Source organism: Archangium lansingense, assembly GCF_026626635.1.
Classification (GTDB): domain Bacteria; phylum Myxococcota; class Myxococcia; order Myxococcales; family Myxococcaceae; genus Archangium; species Archangium lansingense.
In genome coordinates this window covers 7,147,914-7,172,092 of record NZ_JAPNKA010000001.1, presented here as the reverse complement: position 1 = coordinate 7,172,092, position 24,179 = coordinate 7,147,914, and the positions used below count along the sequence as shown (strand labels likewise).

Sequence of the window (24,179 nt, the reverse complement as noted above, 5' to 3'; positions counted from 1 at the left end):
CCAGCAGCGGCTCTGGTTCCTGGAGCAGCTCGATCCCCAGAACGCCGCCTATAACGATTCGGTGGTGGTTCGGGTGGAGGGCGTGCTCGACGTAGCGGTGTTGGAGCGTTGCCTCCTCGAGGTCGTCCGGCGTCACATGATTCTCCGGACCACCTTCCGCTCCGAGGACGGCAAGGCGGTCCAGCTCATCTCAGCGGAGGCTCGGCTCCCGCTGGCCCGGGTCGATCTGACGGACCTCTCCGGTTCGGCTCGGTCGGAGGCTGTCTCTCGGCTGGCGGACGAGGAGTCCCTGCGGCCCTTCGAGCTCGTCTCGGGTCCGCCACTCCGTGCCTCGCTGCTCCGCTTGGGCGAGCGCGAGCATGTGCTGCTCGTCGTGCTCCACCACCTCGTTACGGATGGGTGGTCCCTGGGTGTGCTGGTTCGCGAGGTGGCCGCGCTCTACCAAGCCTTCTCCGCGGGCGAGGACTCACCTCTGCCGGAGCTCGCGCTCCAGTACGTGGACTACGCGGCCTGGCAGCGGGGATGGCTGCGTGGAGAGGCGCTGGAGGCGCAGCTCGCGTACTGGCGGTCCCAGTTGGAAAGCGCGCCCCGTTCGCTGGAGCTGCCCACGGATCATCCTCGGCCCGCAGTGCGCAGCTCCCAGGGCGCGAGCCGGCACACGGTCCTGGCTCCCGAGCTGTCCCAGGCGGTGAAGGCGCTGGCCCACCGCGAAGGCGCCACACCCTTCATGGTCCTGCTGGCGGGCTTCTCCGCGCTGCTGTCCCGCTACAGCGGCCAGGACGACCTCTGCGTGGGCACCCCGGTGGCGGGCCGCAACCGGACCGAGCTGGAAGGGCTCATCGGCTGCTTCGTCAACACGCTCGTGCTCCGCGTGTCGCTCGCTGGCAACCCATCCTTCCGTGAGCTGCTCGGCCGGGCTCGCGAGACCGTGCTGGGGGCCTTCGCCCACCAGGACGCTCCCTTCGAGAAGCTCGTGGAGGTGCTCCAGCCCGAGCGTGATCTGGGTCGCAGTCCTCTCTTCCAGGTGATGCTCGTGCTCCAGGAGGATCCGCTGCCGGAGCTCTCCATGCCGGGCCTTCACCTGCGCGCGTTGGAGCAGGAGAGCCGCACGTCCAAATTCGATCTCCGGCTCATCCTCCTGGAGCGGGCGGGCGGGATCTCGGCGACGCTGGAGTTCAGCACCGACCTGTTCGAGCCGGCCACCGCCGAGCGCATGCTGGCGCACCTGCGCGTCCTCCTGGAGAGCGCCGTCCGCGAGCCGGCACAGTGCGTCCAGGAGCTACCGCTGCTGACGTCTGAGGAACGGCGTCAGGTGCTGGAGACGTGGAACGACACCCGGTTGCCCCGCGACGCGGAGGCCTGCTTGCACCGGCTGATCGAGGCCCAGGTGGACCGCACACCGGACGCGGTGGCTGTGTCCTTCGAGGGCTCGCAGCTCACCTACCGGGAACTGGACCGCCGTGCGAACCAGCTCGCCCATTATCTGCGCGCCCGGGGCGTAGGTCCGGACCGGTTGGTGGCATTGTGCGCCGAGCGGTCTCTCGAGATGGTCGTGGGGCTGCTCGGCATCCTGAAGGCGGGCGGAGCCTACGTGCCGGTCGATCCCGACTACCCGCGCGAGCGAGTGGAGTTCATGCTCGCCGATGCATCCGCGCCCGTGCTCCTCACCCAGGCAAGACTCGCCTCGGGCCTCCCTCACGGCGACGCAGCCGTGGTGTGTCTGGACTCCGAATGGGAGATCGTGGGCCGCGAGCGCGCCGAGCGCCCGGACGTCGCGCTGTCCGGAAGCCATCTCGCCTACGTCATCTACACCTCTGGATCCACCGGGCGGCCCAAGGGCGCGATGAACACCCACGCCGCCATCTGCAACCGGCTCCTCTGGATGCAGGAGGCATACGGGCTGGGCGCGGAGGATCGTGTCCTTCAAAAGACGCCGTTCAGCTTCGATGTCTCCGTCTGGGAGTTTTTCTGGCCGTTGATGACGGGGGCTCGGTTGGTGATGGCCCGACCTGGTGGGCACAAGGATCCGGCCTGGCTCGCCGGCATCATCTCCAGCGAGCGCATCACCACGCTGCACTTCGTGCCGTCCATGCTGCGGCACTTCCTGGAGGCGCCGGAGCTGGACGCTCGGTTCAGCCCGAAGCGTGTCATCTGCAGCGGTGAGGTGCTGTCTCCGGAACTGAGGGAGCTCTTCCACACGCGGCTGCGCTCGGAGCTGCACAACCTCTACGGGCCCACCGAGGCCGCTGTCGATGTGACGGCCTGGGCGTGTGTCCCCGAGGACCGGCGGCCGTTGGTTCCCATCGGGCGCCCCATCGCCAATGCGCGGATGTATGTGCTGGACCAGCACCTGCGTCCGGTGCCTCCGGGTGTCCCGGGCGAGCTGTACATCGGTGGCGTGCCGCTGGCCCGTGGCTATTGGCGGCGGCCGGAGCTGACCGCCGAGCGATTCATCCCGGAGCCCTTCGCGGAGACACTAGGCGGCCGGCTGTACCGGACCGGGGATCGCGCGCGGTTCTTGGCGGACGGTGCCATTGAGTACCTGGGCCGCCTGGATGATCAGGTGAAGGTGCGGGGCTTCCGCATCGAGCCAGGGGAGATCGAATCCGCACTGCTGCGGCACCCGCACGTGCGCTCGGCGGCGGTGGTGGTGCGCGAGGACGTGCCAGGGGATCGCCGCCTTGTGGCCTACGTCATCCCTGCCGGGGATGAGCCCGCGCCCACTTCGCTGCGCTCCTTCCTGGGGAACTCGCTGCCCGAGTACATGGTGCCCTCGGCCTTCGTTACTCTGGAGGCGCTGCCGCTCTCGCCGAGCGGGAAGCTGGATCGCCGGGCGCTTCCTGCGCCGGCTCGCGTGCGCGCCGGGAGTGGCGATAGCTCCGTCGAGCCTCGCAATGAGATGGAGCGCCGGCTCGCGGAGATCTGGGCCGGGGTGCTCGGGCTGGAGCGAGTGGGGGCTCACGATCGCTTCTTCGAGCTGGGCGGTGACTCCATCCTCGGCTTGCAGGTGATCGCCCGTGCGCGGCAGGCAGGGCTTCGCCTCACCGTTCGGCAGCTCTTCCAGCACCAGACCCTGGCCGAGCTGGCCCGCGTGGCGGAGTCGGGCCGCGTCATCGGCGAGCAGGGGCCGGTGCTCGGGCCCGTGCCGTTCACACCCATCCAGCGCTGGTTCCTCGAGCGGGAGCTCCCGGAGGCGCACCACTTCAATCAGGCGCTGTTGCTCGAGACGCGCGAGCCGGTGGACGCCGCCCTCCTGGAGCGGGCGTTGCGCGCGCTGGTGGAGCACCATGACGCGCTCCGCTCGAGCCTGACGCGCGTGGGGACGGGTTGGGCGCAGGTCTGTTCTGCCCCTGGGCGCGAGGTGCCGCTGCGCCGGGTGGATCTGTCGGCGCTTCCGGAGCCGGAGCAGGCCGCGGAGCTTGAGCGCGTGGCGTCCGAGGTGCAGGGCAGTCTGTCACTGGACGAGGGGCTTCTCTTGCGCGCGGTGCTGTTCGACCGAGGCGCGGGACGGACCGGCCGACTGCTGCTGGTCATCCACCACCTTGCCGTCGACGGCGTCTCCTGGCGGGTGTTGCTGGAGGACCTGCAGAGCGCACTCCACCAACTCGGCCGGGGCGAGCCTCTTGCGCTGCCCGCGAAGACGACATCCTTCCAGGCCTGGGCGCGTCGGCTGGAGGCACACGCGCGGTCGGAGGCTGTCGCGGCGGAGTTGCCCTTCTGGTTGGCGGAGACTGGGGACGAGGTCCCCGTGCTGCCTCGGGATCGGCGGGAGGGAAGCAATACGCCAGGCTCCGAGAACACCGTCACGGTGACGCTGGAGCCCGAGGTGACGCGGGCGCTCCTGCACGAGCTGCCGTCTGCCTTGCGTGCTGGCGTGGATGACGTGCTGCTCGCGGGTGTGGCTCGGGCCCTCTCGCGATGGACGGGCCAGGGCCGGCTGCGCATTGACATGGAAGGACACGGGCGCGAGGACCTCTTCGAGGACGTGGACCTCTCGCGAACGGTGGGCTGGTTCACGGCACTCTACCCGGTTCATTTTGAGCTCCAGGATGCGAGCCCTGAGAAGGCGATCGAAGCCGTTCGCGCCGCGAGGGAGCGGCGGGCGGGCAGGGGGCTTGGCTACGGCTTGTTGCGCTACCTGCGCCAGGATGATGCCGCCGAACAGCTTCGTGCACGGCCCTCCGCCGAGGTCTGTTTCAACTACCTCGGGCAGCTCGATGCGGGCGCGCTGGGGGCATCCCGGTTTGGCCTCGCACCTGAGTCCGTGGGTCCCTCTCATGGTCCTGGGGGTCTTCGGAGCCATGTGCTGGAGGTGGTGGCTCGCGCCGCGGGTGGTCGCTTGGAACTGTCCTGGGTGTACAGCGAAGCGCTGCACGACCGAGGAACCATCGAGGCGCTGGCGGCCGATTGCGCCGAGGCGCTACGGACGCTCGCGCGGAACGGTGTCCCCGAGGAGCGCTACCCGCTCTCTCCGCTTCAGCACGGGCTTCTGTTCCACGTCCTGCTGGAGCCTGGGACGGAGGCGTACTTCGAGCAGAGGAGCTGGATGCTCACCGGAGCGCTAAAGGCCCACGCACTCCGTGAGGCCTGGGCGTTGGTGCTGGAGCGCCACCCCTCGCTGCGGACGGACTTCTTGTGGCAGGGCCTGGAGGAGCCGCTCCAGGTGGTGCGGAGCCGGGTGGAGACACCGTGGAACGAGCTCGACTGGCGCGGCGTTCCGGCAGAGGAGCAGTCGCGCAGGTTGGAGTCGTTCCTGCGAGAGGACCGAGCCCGTGGCTTCGAGCTGACGCGAGCGCCCCTGATGCGCTTCGCGTTGATCCGTCTGGAGGATCAGGTCCACCGGTTCGTCTGGAGCTTCCACCACCTGTTGCTGGACGGGTGGAGCCTGGCCCGGGTGCTCGCGGAGGTGCTCGAAGCCTACGCGGCGCTTGTTCGCGGCGAGTCGTGGCGGCCTTCGCGTGCGCCAGACTTCCGCTCGTACATCGAATGGTTGGGGCAGCGGCGCCCCGAGCGGGATGAGGCGTTCTGGAGGGAACTGCTGTCGGGCGTGGACGCACCGACTCCGTTGCCAGGAGAGGGTGAGTCCGGTGCCGAGCGCGGGGCAGGTGAGCGGGAGGTTGTGCTCGACGAGCGGGCCACCACGGCGCTCCAGGACTTCGCGCGGCGTCACGGGCTCACCCCGAGCACACTGGTGCACGGCGCGTGGGCGCTGCTGCTGTCGCGGTACGGGGGCGGCGAGGACGTCGTCTTCGGTACCACGCTCGCGGGCCGGCCGCCGGAGCTCCCGGGCATCGAGGAGGCGGTGGGCGTGTTCATCCACTCGCTTCCCATGCGCGTCCGGCTCCGATCCTGGGACGGACTGGTGCCCTGGCTGCGCGAGCTCCAGGCACGGTTGGTGGAACTGGGCCAGCGCGAACACGTCCCACTGGCGCGTCTGCAAGGGTGGAGCGAGGTGCCCCGGGGCACGCCGCTCTTCGAGAGCCTGCTCGTCTTCGAGAACTATCCGGTGGACGCCGCGCTCGCGCGAGGTGTGGCCGGCCTGGAGCTCGGGGACTTCCGTCCCTTCGAGCGCACGCACTACCCGTTGACCGCTGTCGCCGTGCCGGGCCGCGAGCTGCGTCTCAAGCTGTTGCACCGCTCGGAGCGCGTTTCCGCGGACACCGCCGCGCGGCTATTGGAGCACTGGCGAGCCCTGCTGGATGGGATGGTCTCGGCTTCGGTGCAGCGGCTCGGGGACGTGCCCCTGCTGTCTGCGGCCGAGCGCCGTCAGGTGCTGGTGGAGTGGAACGCCACTCGGACTGCATTCCCGCGTGAGGCCACCCTCCACGCGCTGTTCGAGGCGCAGGTGGCTCGGACGCCGGAGTCGGTGGCCGTGTCCTTCGGCGATGTGTCGTTCACCTACGCCGAGCTGGAGCGTCGGGCGAACCGGCTGGCGCATCGACTCCTATCGCTGGGCGTCACGCGAGGCTCGGCCGTGGGTCTGTGCGTGGAGCGCTCGGCGGACCTGATCGTGGGTGTGCTGGGCATCCTGAAGGCCGGCGCCGCCTATGTGCCGCTGGATCCAGCGTACCCGAGTGAGCGTCTGGCCTGGATGATCGAGGACGCCCGAGTGCCCGTATTGCTCACCCAGCAGCGGCTGCGGGACGGGCTGTCGCCGGGGTCTGCCCGAGTGCTCGTGCTGGATGGGGTAGGGGAGCTCGAGGGACTGCCCGACACGGCCCCGGAGTCCAGGGCCTCCGCCGAGGAGCTCGCCTACGTCATCTACACCTCTGGCTCCACGGGCGTGCCCAAGGGCGTTTGCGTCCCGCACCGGGCCGTGGTCCGGCTGGTGGTGGAGACAGACTTCATCCAGCTCGTGCCCGAGGACCGCGTGGCGCAGGCGTCCAACGCCTCGTTCGATGCGGCCACCTTCGAGATCTGGGGCGCGCTGCTGCATGGGGCCCGGCTGGTCGGCGTGGAGCGCGAGGTGGCGCTCGCTCCCAAGGCATTCGCCACGTGGCTGCGCGAGCAGGCCATCAGCGTCCTCTTCATCACCACAGCCTGGTTCAATCAGATCGCCACCGAGGTGCCGGACGCCTTTCGCGGACTGCGCCAGCTCCACTTCGGTGGCGAGGCGGTGGATCCCCGGCCGGTCCGCGCGGTCCTTCGTGAGGGGCCGCCGCAACGGCTGCTCCACGTCTACGGTCCCACCGAGAGCACCACCTTCGCCTCTTGGCACCTCGTGCGTGAGCTTCCCGCGGGCAGCCCAACGCTTCCCATCGGCCGGCCGCTTGCCAACACGGAGCAGTACGTGCTCGACGAGGCGCTGGAGCCGGTGCCTCCGGGTGGAGCAGGGGAGCTATGGATTGGCGGAGACGGTCTGGCCTGGGGCTACCTGGGGCGGCCGGAACTGACCGCCGATCGTTTCAGGCCGCACCCGTTTAGCGCCGAGCCCGGTGCCCGGCTATACCGCACTGGCGATCGCGTTAGGCTCTTGGCGGACGGATCGGTCGTGTTCCTCGGGCGTGTGGACGCGCAGGTGAAGGTGCGCGGTTTCCGCGTGGAGCCGGGTGAGATTCAGGCGGTGCTGCTGAGTCATCCTGCGGTGCGCGAGGCCGCCGTGCTGGCGCGCGAGGATGCTCCCGGGGGCTCGCGGCGGCTCGTGGCTTATGTCGTGCCTGGGTCGGCTCAGGGGGTCGAGCCGCGTGCGCTGCACCGGTTCCTCGCGGATCGCCTGCCCGAGTACATGGTGCCCTCTGCCTTCGTGGTGCTGGAGCGTCTGCCGCTCACGCCCAATGGCAAGGTGGATCGCCGCGCACTCCCTGCGCCCTCCGAGGTACAGGGGGCGGTGGATGCCTCCCATGTCGCCCCGCGCGGCCCGGTGGAGGAACTGCTCGCCAGCCTCTTCGGAGAGCTGCTCGGCGTTCCACGCGTAGGTGCTCATGACAGCTTTTTCGAGCTGGGAGGGCACTCGCTGCTGGCCACCCGCGTGGTGTCGCGCATCCTCGCCACCTTCGGCGTGGTGTTGTCGCTGAGGGAGTTCTTCGAGGCGCCCACCGTGGCGCGGCTTGCCGAGCGGATCTCCGCGGCCCATCTGCTCCCCGAGGCGGTGCGCCCACCGCCCATTGTCCCGGTGCCGCGCGAAGGGCCGCTGCCGCTGTCCCTGATGCAGGAGCGGCTCTGGCTGTTGGATCAGCTCCAGCCGGGCACTTCGCTCTACAACGTCTCCTGGGCGTCCTGGTTGGAGGGTCCCCTGCATCTGCCCTCCCTGGAACGCGCCCTGTCCGGACTGCTCCAGCGACATGAGGCGCTGCGCACCACCTTCGTGAGCGAGGCGGGCGAGCCGTCGCAAAGAATCCACCCCCAGGTGGAGCTATCCCTCCCGGTCGTGGAGCTCCGCGAGCTGCCCGAATCGGAGCGTGAAGTCCAGGCACTGCGCGCGGCCTCTGACGAGGCGCGGCGTCCGTTCGACCTGGCCCGGGGACCCCTCATCCGCGCGCTGCTGCTCTGCACGGGCGAGACCACGAACCTGCTCGTCCTGTCGCTGCACCACATCATCTCGGACGGCTGGTCCCTGGGCGTGACGATCCGGGAGTTCTTGGCGCTGTACGAGGCGGAGCTCACGGGACGGGCCTCGCCGCTGCCCATCCCCGTCCTTCAGCCCGTGGATCATGCCGTCTGGCAGCGCGGGTGGCTCCGGGGCGAGGCCCTCGAGACGCAGCTCGGCTACTGGCGCGAGCGGCTCGCGGGCGCACCGCCGGTGTTGGAACTGCCCACGGACTTCCCGCGCCCGAGCGTCCAGCGCTTCCGCGGTGCCTCTCTTCGCGTCCAGCTCCCGGCCACGCTCTCCTCGGAGTTCCGGGCCATCTGCCGCCGTGAAGGCGTCACGCCCTTCATGGGCCTGCTGGCTGCCTTCCAACTCCTGCTGTCCCGCTCCTCGGGCCAGGAGGACGTCTGCGTGGGATCGCCCATCTCTGGCCGACACCATGCCGGTCTGGAGGAGCTGCTCGGCTTCTTCGTCAACACCCTGGTACTGCGGACCCGTCTCTCTCCAGGGCTCACCTTCCGTGATCTGCTGGGTCGCGTGCGGGAGACGACGCTCGGTGCCTATGCCCACCAGGATCTGCCCTTTGAGAAGTTGGTGGAGGCGCTTCAGCCCCCGCGCAGCTTGAGCCATGCACCGCTCGTCCAGACGGTACTGGCGCTCCAGGAAGCGCCGAAGCTGGATGGGGGCGCCACCGGCCTGTCCTTCCGTCCGGTGGACCTGGGCACGGACACGGCGAAGTTCGATCTCACGCTCTCGCTCACCGATGCGCCCGAGGGGTTCGCCGGTACTTTGGAGTACGACGCGGACCTGTTCACCCCGGCCACGGCAGCCCGGATGATGGAGCACCTGCGCGTGCTGCTAGAGGGCGCGGTGGCTGACCCGGGCCGGCGCCTCGGCGAGCTGCCGATGATGGACGCGGCGGAGCAGCGGCGTCTCCTGATCGAGTGGAACAGTACCCGCGTGGACTACCCACGCGACGCATGCCTCTCCGCGCTCTTCGAGGCGCAGGCGGAGCGGACGCCGGACGCGGTGGCGGTGGAGCTCGGAGACCAGCGGCTCACGTACCGCGAGCTGGACCGGCGTGCGAATCAGCTCGCCAGGCACCTGTTGCGGCGAGGCGTGGGGTCGGGGACGCCGGTGGGGCTGTGCGTGCAGCGCTCGCTGGAACTGGTGGTGGGGACACTCGGCATTCTCAAGGCCGGTGGCGCCTACGTGCCACTGGATCCCACCTACCCGCGCGAGCGGCTGGCCTTCATGGTGGAGGACACGCGCGTGCCGGTGGTGCTGGCGCAGCGCTCGGTGTTGCCAGTGCTACCAGAGAGCGGCGCGGCGGTGGTGCTGTTGGACGAGGGCTGGACCGAAGTGGCCCGTGAGCCCGAGGACTCCCCAGGTGTCCGCGTGCCGGGCGAGGCCCTGGCCTATGTCATGTACACCTCGGGCTCCACCGGAAGGCCCAAGGGCGTCTGTATCCCGCAGCGCGCGGTGGCGAGGCTCGTGTTGGGCTCGTCCTTCGCGCGGTGGGGGCCGGACGAGGTGTTCCTCCAGCTCGCACCCATCTGCTTCGACGCCGCTACGTTCGAGCTGTGGGGCGCCTTGCTGCACGGTGCGCGGCTAATCCTCTTCCCGCCGCACACTCCCACGGTGGACGAGCTGAAGGCCGTGCTGGATCGCCATGGGGTGACAACGCTCTGGCTGACGGCGGCACTCTTCGAGCAGATCTCCGCCATGCGGCCCGAGGCCTTGCAGGGCGTGCGGCGGCTGCTCGCAGGCGGAGATGTGCTGCCACCCGCCGCGGTGCGCGAACGGCTCTCCCGTGGCGGCGTCCTCGTCAACGGGTACGGGCCGACGGAGAACACTACCTTCACCGCCTGCCACGTCATGGAGGGGGTTGCTCCCGAGGGCGCCATCCCCATCGGCCAGCCCATCGCCAACACATGGGTGTACGTGGTGGACCGCGAGCTGCGGCCCGTCCCCGTAGGCGTGCCGGGCGAGCTGCTCATGGGTGGAGACGGCCTGGCCTGGGGCTACCTCGGGAGGCCGGAGCTGACGGCGGAGCGCTTCATCCCGGATCCGTTCGGTCTGGAGCCTGGCGGGCGGCTTTACCGCTCCGGCGATCGGGTCCGCCACCGGGCGGATGGGACGCTGGAGTTCCTCGGGCGGCTGGATGCGCAGGTGAAGGTCCGCGGCTTCCGCGTGGAGCCGGGAGAGGTGGAGGAGGCGCTCCGCAAGCATCCGGACGTCGCCGAGACGGTGGTGGTGGCTCGGCCGGATCCCGCCGGCGGCAAGCGGCTGGTGGCCTACGCCGTCCCGCGCTCCGGGCAGGTGCTGGACTCGCGTGCCCTGCGTGTCTTCCTCGCGGAGCGGCTACCTGAGCACATGGTACCGGCGGCGATCATGCCGCTGGCAGCGCTCCCGCTCTCGCCCAACGGCAAGGTGGATCGCGGGGCGCTCCCGGAGCCGGAGGTGTCGCGTCCGGCCGGGGTCGAGTTCGTGGAGGCCACCACGCCCCTGGAGCAGCGCATCGCAGGGGTGCTGGCCAAGGTGCTTGGGGTGGAGCGCGTGGGAGTGGAGGACCACTTCTTCGCGGATCTGGGTGGCAACTCCATGTCGGTGGTGAAGGCCTGTGCCCTCCTTCGTGAGGAGCTGAAGCGAGACGTCCCGGCGACGCGCTTCTTCGAGCACTCCACGGTGCGTGCGCTCGCTGCTTCCCTGGAGAGGGATGGCGAGGCCGTGGCGGACGAGCAGGACAACGAGGTTCACGAGGATCGCGCGGAACAGCGGCGGCAGGCGTTCCGGCGGCAGGGTAGGCGAAGGGATCGCGGAAATGGATGACCAGAACGTGCAGCCCGAGGACAACGGCAACGACATCGCGGTGATCGGCATGGCGGGGCGTTTCCCCAGTGCCAGGGATCTGCGTGCCTTCTGGCGCAACCTCCGGGAGGGCGTGGACTCCATCTCGTTCTTCTCCCCGAACGAGCTGGAGCGCTCGCCGCTCGTCCCCGAGGAGGTGTGGAACCATCCGGCCTTCGTCCGTGCCGGAGGCATCCTCGAGGGGGCGGACCTCTTCGATCACGGCTTCTTCGACATCCCGCTGCGCGAGGCGCAGTGGATGGATCCTCAGCAGCGCCTCTTCCTCCAGTGCGCCTGGGCCGCACTCGAGGACGCCGCGTATGATCCCTCGCGCTTCTCAGGGCGGATCTCGCTCTACGCGGGCGCGGGAGCCTCTGGGCACCTGTTGTCCCTGCTCGGCGAGGCGCGGAAGGATCCCGGGGCGGGTCTGGACCTGGCCACGTCCGGTCCCGAGAGCGTGGCGATGAAGACGTCCTTCAAGCTCCAGCTCCGGGGCGAGAGCGTCGCCGTGTACACCGCGTGCTCCACCGGTCTGGTGGCCATCCACATGGCTTGCCAGAGCTTGCTGACGCGGCAATCGGACATCGCGCTGGCCGGCGCGGTGCGGATCGCCAGCCCCCAGCGGACGGGCTACGTGTACCAAGAGGGGCTCATCTACTCGCCCGATGGGCACTGCCGCGCCTTTGATCACCGCGCGGCCGGCACGGTGGCCAGCAACGGCGTGGGTGTGGTGGTGCTCAAGCCGCTGGCCGACGCGTTGCGGGATGGGGACCACATCCACGCCGTCATCAAGGGCTCGGCCATCAACAACGACGGCAACCAGAAGGCCGGCTACACCGCGCCGAGCGTCGAGGGCCAGGCGGAGGTCATCGCGGACGCGCTCGCCTACGCGGGGCTCGAGGGCGAGGACATCCAGTATGTGGAGGCACATGGAACGGGTACGTCGCTGGGAGATCCCATCGAGGTCGCCGCGCTGACCCGAGCCTTCCGCAAGACGACGGAGCGCCGGGGCTTCTGCGGCCTCGGCTCGCTCAAGACGAACCTGGGGCACATGGACGCAGCGGCCGGAGTGGCCGGGCTCATCAAGGTGGCGCTCGCGTTGAAGAACGAGGAGCTACCCCCAAGTCTGCACTTCGAGTGTCCCAACCCGGAGATCGACTTCGAGCGCAGCCCCTTCTTCGTCAACACGGCTTTGAAGCCGTGGCCACGCGGGGAGGTTCCGCGCCGTGCGGGAGTCAGCTCCTTTGGCATCGGCGGCACCAATGCCCACGTGGTGCTGGAGGAAGCGCCCGTTCTTGAGCCCGCTCCGACCGACGCCCGCCCGCAGCGGCTCGTAACGTTGTCTGCTCGGACCCCCACTGCCCTGGAGGCGATGGCGCGGGAGCTGGCCTCGCACGTGGAGGCCGAGCCCGGCGTGGCGCTGGCGAACGTGGCCTTCACGCGCAACGTGGGCCGGCGGGCTTTCGAGTACCGGCAGTCCGTGGTGGCGGCGGACGCGGCCAGTCTGGTGGAGCGGCTGCGCCAGCTCCCCGCGGCGGTGGAGGCGAATCGGACGCGCAGGGTGGCCTTCCTCTTCCCTGGGCAAGGCGTCCAGACGGTGGGCATGGGGCGCGAGCTGCATGCGGCTGAGCCGGGCTTCCGCAAGGACGTGGAGGCCGCGCTTGCCCGGCTGGAGCCGTCGCTCGGGGCCGAGGTGCGTGCACTGCTGCTCCCGGCGGCCGGGCAGGAGGAGAGCGCTGCCCGAAGGTTGGTGGACCCGCGCGTGGCGCTGCCCGCGCTCTTCATTGTTGAGCACGCGCTGGCCCGGCTCTGGATGTACTGGGGCGTGAAGCCCCACGCGATGCTGGGGCACAGTTACGGTGAGTACGTGGTGGCGTGCGTGGCGGGCGTGCTGTCTCCCGAGGATGGGTTGCGGCTCGCCGTGGCGCGAGGCGCCCTGATGGCACGGATGCCGCCAGGGGCCATGCTCTCGGTGGGCATGGAGGAGGCGGAGCTGCTGCCTCTGCTCGCCGACGGGCTCACGCTGGCGGCCGTCAACGGTCCTGGCCGCTGCGTCGTCTCCGGACCTGTCGAGGCCATCGAGCGGCTGGAGCAGGCCCTCTCCGGTCGTGGCGTGGGAGTGGTCCGCTTGCCCGCGGCCCATGCCTTCCACTCCAGCGCGGTGGAGCCGCTGATGCCGGATCTGGCGCGGGTGGTCTCCGGACTGCGCCTCCAGGCGCCCAAGCTTCGCTACGTGTCGAGCCTCACCGCGACGTGGATTCGCGCCGAAGAGGTCATGGATCCCGCCTACTGGGCTCGGCAGATGCGCCAGCCGGTGCGTTTCTCGGCGGGTCTTGAGGTGCTGCTCGCGGACGGCTGCAGTGCCCTGTTGGAGGTGGGACCGGGCCAGGATCTCACGTCGCTGTGCCGCCCGCGCGTGCGCCAGGACAAGCGGCTGATCTCCGTGCCGTCGCTGCGCCGCCGACCCTCGGAGAGTGATTACGCCGGACTCTTGCGCTCGGTTGGAGAGCTGTGGAGCGCAGGTGTCGAGGTGGACTGGTCGAAGTTCCACGCGGGCGGGCCCGGCAGGCGCATTCCGCTGCCCACGTACCCGTTCGAGGAGAAGTCCTGCAGCCTCCAGTCGACGGCCGCGCTGCCCGTGCTGGAGTCCGTGCCTTCCGCTGCCACGCCCACCGCTCCCGTTGCCGCCAAGGCCCCCGTGGGCACGCCTGCTCCCGCTCCGGTGGCCGCCCCTCGGAGTGAGATTGAGCGGCGTGTCATGGAGATCTGGCGCGAGCGTCTGGGCTCGGTGGAGATCGGCCCTGACGATGACTTCTTGGAGCTGGGCGGCAACTCGCTGATGGCCGCGCAGATGCTCACCCGCCTGCGCGAGACGTTCTCCGTGCAGTTGCCGCTTGGCGCGCTCTTCGATGCGCCTACCGTGAGAGGGATCTCCGCGCACATCGAGTCCCTGCTCCAGGCGGCGCAACCCACCGGGCCCGTGGCTCCCGAGGCCATGGTGCGGATCGACCGTACCGGCGAGTTGCCGCTCTCCATCGTTCAGGAGCGCGTCTGGCGGATGGAGCAGCGCGAGCCCGGCAATCCGGCCCTCAACATGCCGCTGGCAATCCGGATCTCCGGCGCGCTCGACGCCGGGTTACTGGAGCGCAGCATCAACGAAGTCATCCGCCGGCACGAGATGCTTCGGGCAACCTACACCGTGGTGGACGGGCGCGTGCGTCAGGGCTTCGCCCCCTCGCTCCAGATCAAGGTCCCCGTGGTGGAGCTGCGGAACCATGGTGGAGACCGTGAGGCGGAGGCGATGCGGCTGGCGCTGGAGGAGGCGGAGCGGCCGTTCTCGCTGGAGCGCGAGCCCATCGTCCGTGCCCGCCTGCTGCGGCTGGCTGAGTCCGAGTACCTGCTGCTGCTGACAGTCCACCACATTGCCGCCGACACGCTCTCGCTGGTGGCCTTCGTTCGCGAGGCGGCGGTGAACTACCAGGCCTTCCGCGACGGAAAGCCGGCCCCCCTGCCGGAGCTGGCCGTGCAGTACGTGGATTACGCGTCCTGGGAGCGGCGCTCGCTGGCCGCGGGTGCCCTGGCGGAGCAGGAGGCGTATTGGCGCGAGGTGCTCGCGGAGCTGCCCGGATCGCTGGAACTGGCCTCGGATCGGCCGCGCTCGGCCCGGCAGCAACTGCGCGGTGTGCGTTTCCCCGTGTCCTTCACCGGCAAGCTGGGCGCCGCGCTCATCGCCTTCAACCAGCGCGAGCGCGTGACATCTTTCGCCACGCTGCTGGCCGCGCTCTCGGCTCTGCTCTCTCGCTACTCGGGGCGCGATGACATCGTGGTGGGCACGCCCATCGGCAACCGCGCCAAGGGCGAGCTGGAGCCGCTCATCGGCTTTGTTGCTCATGCCATCGCCTTGAGGACTGACCTCTCGGGCGACCCGACGTTCCGCGAGCTCCTGGGGCGGGCCCGCGACGTGACGATCGGCGCTTCTGCCAATCAGGATGTGCCCTTCGAGCATCTGCTGCCACAGGTGTCCCCCGGGCGCGATCCGGGGCAGTCGCGGCTCTGTGACGCCGCCCTCGTCCTGCACGCGGACGTCACCACGGCCCCGCCGCCCGTCCCCGGGCTCGACATGCGCTTGGTGGAAGTGCCGGGCACGCCTGCCCAGTTCGGCGCCACGCTCGGTGAGATGACGCTGCTCCTGACGGAGAGCGCCCAGGGCTTCACGGGCTTCGTCGAGTACGCCACCGATCTCTATGACGAGGCGCGCATCGCTCGGCTGGTGGGCCATCTTGAGACGCTGCTGGCGGCGGTCATCGAGAATCCGGAGCTGCGGCTCTCGCGCCTGCCGCTCGCGACCCCGGCGGAGCAGCGGAGCCTTCTGCTTCCCGCTCAGGTGGATGCCACTCCCGGCCTGTTGGCCCGGCTCGCGGCGCGCGTAGAGCGGTCGCCGGAGGCGGTGGCGATCAGCTCGGGCGGGCGGCGTCTGAAGTGGCGCGAGTTGGCCGCGTGCGCGCGGGGACTCGCCGTTCGGCTTCGGAGTGAGGGGGTTGGACCGGAAGTCCCGGTAGCCCTCCGGCTGGAGCCGTCGATTGAGGCGGTGATCGCGCTCTGGGGCGTGCTGGAAGCGGGCGGGGCCTGTCTGCCCGTGTCTTCGGGTGAGCTGGCCGAGCTGCCCTCTCTCTTCCCGACGGAGGGCCCCCGGTTGCTGCTGGTGGCCCGGTCCGCGGCGCTGTCGCCTCCGGCAGGCGTGCGCATGCTGACGGTGGACGCGGAGCTGTCCGAGGCGGGCGGCGCGGCGACGGATGCGGTACTGGATGATCGGCTGGCATTCATTGTGCCCGCCTCTGAGGCGTTCGGTGGGCGTGGCCGGATCCAGCTCACCCACCGCAACATCGCGCGGTTGCTGGCCTCGCTGGACGCACGGATGGGCGCAGGGGAGGGCGAGGTGTGGCTGGCGGCGGGTGGCCCGGCCGCGGACGCCTCGGGGTTGGATCTACTTTGGGCGCTCGCGCGTGGAATGCGTGTCGTCCTCCCGCCCGAGCGGCTGGCCGCGCGCTTCGCCGTCTTGGGCCGGAAGCAGGTGGCGCACAGGCCGCTCGAGTTCAGCCTCTCGTATTTCGCCAATGACGAGGACTCACTCGGCGAGCGCAAGTACGAGATGTTGATCGAGGGCGCGAAGTTCGCCGATACGCACGGCTTCTCCGCCATCTGGACGCCGGAGCGTCGCTTCCACTCGTTCGGCGGCCTGTACCCGGCGCCATCGGTGATCAGCGGCGCGCTCGCGATGATCACCCGCAACCTGCGGCTGCGCGCGGGCAGCGTCGTGCTGCCGCTGCATGATCCCATCGAGGTGGCCGAGCAGTGGTCTGTCGTGGACAACTTGTCCGGCGGGCGCGTGGGCCTGTCGTTCGCCACAGGCTGGCACGCCAATGACTTCTCACTCTCACCGGACACGTTCGCTCGGCGGCGCGAGGTGCTGGTGGAGCGGCTGGAGGAATTCCGGCGGCTGTGGCGGGGTGAGACGGTCCGGCGGCGCAATGGTGCCGGAGTGGAGGTGGAGCTCGCGGTGCGGCCGAAGCCGTCGCAGCCCGAGGTTCCCGTGTGGCTCACCTCGGCCGGCAACCCGGAGACGTTCCGTCAGGCTGGAGACGTGGGCGCGGGCATCCTCACCAACGTGCTCGGAATCGGCTCCAACCTGGACGAGCTCAAGGCGAAGGTGGCGCTCTACCGCGAGGCCTGGCGCAAGCGTGGTCACGGGCCCGGTCGCGGTCACGTGACGCTGATGCTCCACACCTTCTTGGGCAGGGATCTCGATGAGGTCCGCTCCGTCGTTCGCGAGCCGCTCAAGAAGTACTTCCGCAGCTCGGTGGACATCTTCGGCAACTTGATGGCCAGCCAGGGCCTCCAGGTGGATGTGCGCGGACTGACCGAGCAGGACATGGACGCGCTGCTCGGTCAGGGTGTCGAGCACTCGCTGCGGGACGGCGGCATCTTCGGCTCGGTGGAGGACGGCGAGCGCATCATCGAGCGCGTGCGGACGCTCGACGTGGACGAGATCGCCTGCCTCGTGGACTTCGGCGTGGGGCTGGAGGACACCATGTCCAGCCTCCGCCTGCTGGATGTGCTGCGGCAGCGCGTCCAGGCGCCCGTGGTGCGTCCCGAGCCCGTGCTCGCCGAGGGGGCAGGAGGATTCGGAGAGCTGCTGGAGACCGTCCGGAGCGAGGGCATTACTGCGCTGCGCTGTGCTCCGTCGCAGGCCCGTGCGCTGGCGGAGCTGCCCGGGGCCTCCGAGGCGCTGGGCAGCGTGCGCCGGCTGGTACTGGGCGGTGAGGCAGTTGCTCCGGAAGCGGTCTCGGCACTGAGCCAGGCCTTCTCCTCGGAGCGTGTGGAGCTCGAGGCGTCCGTGGTGGAGGCGGCCTGGCCGGGCGCTGGCACCGGGGCAATCCGGCTCCTTGATGTGTCCGGTGCTCCAGTGCCCGTCGGTGTCGTGGGGGAGCTTGCGATCGGCGGCGGTGCTGTCCCGCGCGGCTTCTGGATGGACCCCGAGGCGACCCGAGCCCGCTTCATTTCCGCTCCCGGAGCAGGTGCGGACGAGCGGCTCTTCCTGACAGGACAGCGCGCCCGGTACCGCGTTGACGGAGAGGTGGAGCGAGTGGCTCCGCCCCGTGCCTCGAAGTCGCGCCGTCCGGCTCGGACCACGACGGCCGTGCAGAACACGCAGGGGACGCAGAAGGCCCTGGCTTCGAGCCCGCGGGTTTCCTCGGGGATGCACTCGCCAGTGGTGCGTGTCTCGCGAGAACAGCCCCTGCCACTCTCGTTCGCGCAGGAGCGGCTCTGGTTCCTGCAGCAGCTCAATCCGGCGGACGTCGCCTACAACAACACCGCGGTGCTGCGGCTGTCGGGCAAGTTGGAGATAGCGCCTCTAGAGGCCGCATTGAATGAGGTGGTGCGACGGCACGAGGTGCTGCGCTCCACCTATGTCCTCGGGAACGATGGGGCACGCCAGGAGATCGCCCCCTCGATGCCGCTGGTGCTGGAGCATCGGGAGGCCACGGGCGAGTCGGCGGCGGAGCGTGAGGCGGATGCCTTCCGGCTGGCACGTGTCGAGGCCCTCAGGCCATTCGATCTGTTGCGCGGGCCTGTGATGCGGGCCGTGCTGATCCGCATCAGTGAGTCGGAGCACTTCCTCCAGCTCACCCTCCATCACGTGGCCTCGGACGCCTGGTCGGCCACGGTGCTCTATGGCGAGCTGGGAATGATCTACGAGTCCTTCCTGGCGGGCCGTCCGTCCCCGCTGCCCGAACTGCCGGTGCAGTACGCCGACTACGCTGTCTGGCAGCGCGGCTGGCTGAGCGGTCAGGCCATGGAGTCGCAGCTCGCGTATTGGAAGAAGCAGCTCGCCGGAGTGCCGGTGCTGGAGCTGCCCACGGACAGACCTCGCCCCGCCACCCGTTCCTGGGCGGGCGACGTGTACCGGTTCGTGCTGCCCCGCGACGTCTCCGAGCCCTTGCTGGCGCTCGGCCGGCGCGAGGGGGCCACCTCCTTCATGGTGATGATGGCCCTCTACCAGGCGCTGCTGCACCGCTACAGCGGCCAGGAAGACTTCGCGGTGGGCACGCCGCTCGCGGGCCGCAACCGGCCCGAGTTGGAGGGACTCATCGGCTGCTTCATCAACACCCTGGCCCTGCGTGCGCCGCTCGCGGGGGCTCCCTCCTTCCGAGAGCTGCTGGGGCGCGTACGGCACTCGGCGCTGGAGGCCTATGCCCACCAGGACGCCCCCTTCGAGCGCATTGTGGATGTGCTCGACCTGCCGCGTGACACGAGCCGCACGCCTGTGTTCCAGGCCAGCATCAACCTGATCAATACGCCCGAGTCGGAGGTCCAGCTTCCCTCCTTGAAGTTCGGCGTGATGGATGTCCCCGTCGGCAGCTCCAAGTTCGACCTGGGCTTGACGGTGCGAGAGGAGCGCGAGGGGCTGAGCTGCGTCTTCGAGTACGCCACCAGCCTGTTCGATGAGGCCACGGTGGCGGGCATGGCCGGGTGCCTGGCTGGGCTGGCCCGGTCCGTGGTGGAGTCGCCGGAGCAGCCGCTGGCGTTGTTGCCGCTGCTGGAGCAGGGCGAGGAGCGCCGGCTGCTGGTGGAGTGGAACGACACCCGCGCCGCCATGCCATCGGCCACCGTTCACTCGCTCTTCGAGGCGCAGGTGGAGCGGACGCCCGAGGCGCTCGCGGTGGTCGCTGAGGAGGCGAGGCTGACGTACCGGGAGCTGAACCAGCGAGCCAACCAGCTCGCCTGGCACCTGCGTGAGCTGGGAGTGGGTCCGGACGTGCCGGTAGGCCTGTTCCTGGAGCGCTCGGTGGAGGCGCTGGTGGGCCTGTGGGGCATTCTCAAGGCCGGAGGCGCCTACGTGCCTCTGGATCCCGCGTTCCCGGCCGAGCGCCAGCGCGGAATCCTCGAGGACTCCGGGGCGCGTGCGCTCGTCACGGATTCGCGTCTGGCCGAGAGCCTGAGTGGCTTCGGCGGGGCGGTGGTGTGCCTGGACACGGATGCGGCTCGGCTGGCCGCACGCAGCGAGGCCAACCTTCCTGCCACTGTGCAGCCGGAGAACCTCGTCTACGTCATCTTCACCTCGGGCTCGACGGGCCGGCCGAAGGGCGTGGCCATCGAGCACAGGCAGCTCGTCAATTACGTGCAGGGTGTCTCGAGCAGGCTGGAGCTGCCAGAAGGAGCCAGCTTCGCCTCGGTGTCCACGCTGGCCGCGGACCTGGGCAATACCGCCATCTTCCCAACGCTCTGCCGAGGTGGAGCACTGCACTTCATTTCGAAGGAGAGCGCTTCGGATCCAGCCGTGCTGGCGAGACTCCTCGAGAGAGGGGCGGTGGATGGTCTGAAGATTGTGCCCGCACACCTGCGGGCCCTGTTGGACTCGCCGCACCCGGAGCGGGTGTTGCCGCGCAAGCGCCTGGTGCTGGGCGGAGACGTCTCAGATTGGACGCTGATGGACCGGGTGCACGCGCTGTCTCCGGAGCTGGTGGTGTTCAACCACTACGGTCCCACCGAGACGACGGTGGGCGTGTTGACCTTCCGGGTGGAGCGAGGCTCGGAGGGGCGGGTGTCCGCGTCGGTGCCGCTCGGCTGGCCGATCCCGAACGCGCGGGTGTACGTCCTGGACAGGCACTTGCAGCCTGTGCCGGTGGGCGTGCCGGGAGAGCTGTGCATCGGCGGCAGCGTGGTGGGTCGGGGCTACCTGGGACGGCCGGAGCTGACGGTGGAGCGCTTCGTGCCGGATGCGTTCTCGGACGAGCCGGGCGCGAGGATGTACCGCACGGGAGACAGGGTGCGGCTGCTGGCGGATGGCCGAGTGGAGTTCCTGGGCCGGGTGGACCACCAGCTCAAGATCCGCGGCTACCGGGTGGAGCTGGGCGAGGTGCAGGCAGCCCTGGAGAGACACCCGGCGGTGCGAGATGCGGTGGTGGTAGCAAGAGAAGTGGCCGTGGGAGACAAGCGGCTGGTGGCGTATGTGGTGCCCACTTCCCCTCTCCCCTCGGGAGAGGGACGGGGTGAGGGTATCGAGGGCCCCGAGTTGAATCCCGAGACCGTACGTACCTGGCTGAAGCAGAAGCTGCCGGAGTACATGGTGCCATCGGCAATTGTGGCGCTGGAGGCGCTGCCGCTGACGGCGAACGGCAAGGTGGACAGGGCGGCGCTGCCGGCGCCGGTGCTCGACAGGTTGTCGGAGCAGTGGGTGGCTCCGCGGACGCCGGTGGAGGAAGTGCTGGCGGGGCTGTGGAGCGAGTTGCTGCGCGTTCAGCGGGTAGGGGTGAACGAGAGCTTCTTCGAGCTGGGCGGGCACTCGTTGCTGGCGATGCAGTTGGTGGCGCGGCTGAGGAGCGCGCTGCAGGTGGAGCTGCCGCTGCGAGAGGTGTTCGAAGCCCCGACGGTGGCGGGACTGGCCGAGCGGGTGCAGCGGGCGCTGGCCACCGCGGAGGGGGCTACCCAGGTGCCGCCGTTGAGGCGAGTGCCTCGCGGGGGCTCGCTGCCGCTCTCGTTTGCGCAGGAGCGGTTGTGGCTGCTGGAGCAGCTCGACGGAGGCGGCGTCTTCTACCACATCCCGATGGCGGTGGAGCTGACGGGCCGGGTGGACGTGGCGGCCCTGGAGCGGAGCCTGCACGAGCTGGCGCGGCGTCACGAGGCGCTGCGGACCCGGTTCGTCGAGAGTGGCGGCACGCCGATCCAAATCATCGAGGAATCAGCGGAGCTGCCGCTGGTGGTGGAGAGCCTGGATGCGGAGCCGGGAGCCAGCACCGAGGCTGCGGTGCGGCAGCGCATCGAGCAGGAGCTGCGGAAGCCGTTCGAGCTGGCGAAGGGCCGGCTAGCGCGGGCGTTGCTGCTGAAGCTGGAGCCAGAGCGGCACGTGCTGCTGCTGGTGGTGCACCACATCCTGTCGGATGGCTGGTCCATGGGGGTGCTGACGCGCGAGGTGGTGGCGCTGTACGCGGCCTTCGCGCAAGGCCAGCCGTCGCCGCTGGCGGAGCTGCCGGTGCAGTACGCGGACTACGCGGTATGGCAGAGGGAATGGCTGCGAGGCGAGGTGCTGGAGTCGCAGCTTGACTGGTGGCGCGAGCAGTTGCAGGGCGCTCCGCACGTGCTGGAACTGCCGGAGGATCGGCCCAGGCGCGTGGCAGCGGTGGGGCGGGCGGAGCGGAGGACGACGCTGCTGCCCTTGCGGCTTGTGGAGCGGCTGGAGGCGTTGGCGCGCGGCGAGGGCGCCACGCTCTTCATGGCGGTGCTGGCCGGATTGCAGATGCTGCTGTCACGCTACAGCGGGCAGAAGGATCTGCTGATCGGGGTGCCGTTCGCCAACCGCGGCCAGGTGGAGACGGAGGGGCTGCTCGGCCTGTTCTTCGAGCCGCTGGTGCTGCGTGCGGACCTGTCGGGGCGGCCGGGCTTCCGCGAGCTACTGAGGCGGGCGAAGAAGTCGGTGCTGGGTGCGTTCACGCATCCGCACGTGCCCTTCGAGCCGCTGCTGAAGGCACTCGGGGCTCAGCGGAACGTGACGAGAGCGCCGCTGTTCCAGGTGCTCTTCGCGCACGTGGAAGCCATACCGGAGCCCACCAGGCTGCCAGGGGGCGTCGGGGTGAGGCTGATCCCGTCGGAGCCGGCGAGCACGGAGATGGACCTGACGGTGATGATGACTCGGGTTGCGGACGGCGTCGTCATGAGCGTGCTGTACAACGCGGAGCTGTACGACGCGGAGCGTATCGAGCGGATGCTGGAGCGGCTGGAGGCTCTGCTCGAAGGAGCGGTGGAGGCGCCGGACAGGGCGGTGGAGACGCTGCCGCTGCTGAAGGAGGCAGAGCGCAACCGGCTGCTGGTGGAGTGGAACGGAGGGAGAGGGGAGCTGCGACGGGAGGCGTGTGTCCACACGCTGTTCGAGGAGCAGGTGGAGAGGACACCGGAAGCGGTGGCGGTGAAGGAAGGAAGCCGCACAGTGACGTACCGGGAGCTCGACGCCCGGGCGGCCCAACTGGCGCGCCACTTGAGGGAGCAGGGGGTTGGACCCGAGGTGAGGGTGGGAGTGTGCGTGGAGCGCTCGGTGGAGATGGTGGTGGCGCTGCTGGGAGTGCTGAAGGCGGGAGGAGCGTATGTGCCGCTGGACGCGGAGTACCCGGTGGAGCGGCTGCGCTTCATGTTGGAGGACAGCGGGGCGAAGGTGGTGGTGGCGAGAGGAGGGCTGAGGGAGAGGCTGGGAGAAGCGCCGGGACGTGTGTGGCTGGAGGTGGAAGAGGCGTCGAGGCCGGTGGAGGGAGCACCTGAGCTGAAGGTGAAGGTACCGGCGGAGGCAGGGGCGTACGTGCTGTACACGTCGGGGTCGACGGGGAAGCCAAAGGGAGTGGTGGTGCAGCACCGCTCGTTGGTGAACTTCGTGAGAGCGGCGTGGGACGCGTTCCCGGTGGAGCCAGGGGACAGGGTGCTGCAGTTCGCGTCGGTGAGCTGGGACACGAGCGCGGAGGAGGTTTACCCGTGCCTGACAAGGGGCGGGACGCTGGTGCTGCGCACGCCGGAGATGCTGGATGTGCCGGAGGCATTCCTGGAGAAGTGCGAGGCGGCGGGAGTGACGCAGCTGAACCTGCCGACGGCTTTTTGGCACGAGGTGGTGGCGAGCCTGGAGGAGGGGAAGGGGAAGCTGCCGGCAGGGCTGAAGTGGGTGGTGATTGGGGGGGAGAGGGCGGTGCCGGAGAGGGTGGCGCAGTGGAGGCGGAGGGTGGGCAGCGCGGTGCCGCTGCTCAACACGTACGGGTTGACGGAGGTGACAGCGGTAGCGACGGCGGTGGAGTTGACGACGTCGCAGCCAGAGGAGGCAGGGCGGGAGGTGGCCATTGGGAGGCCGCTGAAGAACGTAAGGGTGTACGTGCTGGACGGGGAGATGGAGGTGGTGCCGGAGGGGGTGGTGGGAGAGCTGTACGTGGGAGGAGAGGGACTGGCGCGGGGCTACCTGGGCCGGGCGGAGCTGACGGCGGAGAGGTTTGTGCCGAGCCCGTTTGGGGAGGGAGAGAGGCTGTACCGGACGGGGGACAGGGCGAGGTGGAGGAAGGACGGGAGCCTGGAGTACCTGGGGAGAGGGGACGAGCAGGTAAAGGTGCGGGGGCACCGCATTGAGTTGGGGGAGGTGGAGGCGGGGCTGTTGGGGCAGCCGGGAGTGAGGGAGGCCCTGGTGGTGGTGAGGGAGGACGTGCCCGGGGACAAGAGGCTGGTGGCGTACGCGGTGGCGAAGGACGGGCAGGTGCTGGAGGGCGCTGAGGTGCGCGCAGCACTGGGGCGGAAGCTGCCGGCGTACCTGGTGCCGCAGGCGGTGGTGGTGCTGGAGCAGTTGCCGTTGCAGCCGAACGGGAAGGTGGACCGCAAGGGGCTGCCGGCGCCGGAGCAGGCGGGGAGTGTGCAGCGGGAGTACGTGGCACCGCGCACGCCGCTGGAGGAGAAGCTGGCGGGCTTCTGGGCGGAGGTGCTGCGCCTGGAGAAGGTGGGCCTGCACGACAACTTCTTCGATGCAGGAGGGCACTCGCTGCTGGCGATGCAACTCGTTGCTCGTGTGCGTGAAGCAGTGGGTGTGGAGTTGCCGCTCCGCGCCGTGTTCGAGTCACCCACCCTCGGTGGAATGGCGGATGCGGTCTCGCGCCTGACGGAATCGACCAAACGGATCGCCGAGGCGCCCATCCCGAGGGTTTCAAAGAATTTGGATCAAGACGCGCTGGAACAGCTCTCGGACGAAGAGCTGGACGCGCTGCTGAACGCCACCGAGTCGGAGAACTGA

Annotated in this window: 2 protein-coding genes (1 of these 2 only partly in view); both read left to right on the top strand. The window is 69.7% G+C overall.

Going from position 1 to position 24,179, the window contains the following annotated elements; genetic code table 11:
* Positions 1-10,858, top strand: the 3' portion of a protein-coding gene (locus OV287_RS28855; protein ID WP_267537271.1) for a non-ribosomal peptide synthase/polyketide synthase. The gene continues 6,353 nt to the left of window position 1, outside the view; 10,858 of the gene's 17,211 nt are visible here — the last part of the coding sequence; its start codon lies beyond the left edge, outside the window; it ends in the stop codon at positions 10,856-10,858.
* Positions 10,842-24,179: a non-ribosomal peptide synthetase gene (locus OV287_RS28850; protein WP_444546340.1), complete on the top strand. Its 13,338-nt coding sequence runs from the start codon at positions 10,842-10,844 to the stop codon at positions 24,177-24,179. Before OV287_RS28855 ends, OV287_RS28850 begins: the two co-directional genes overlap by 17 nt.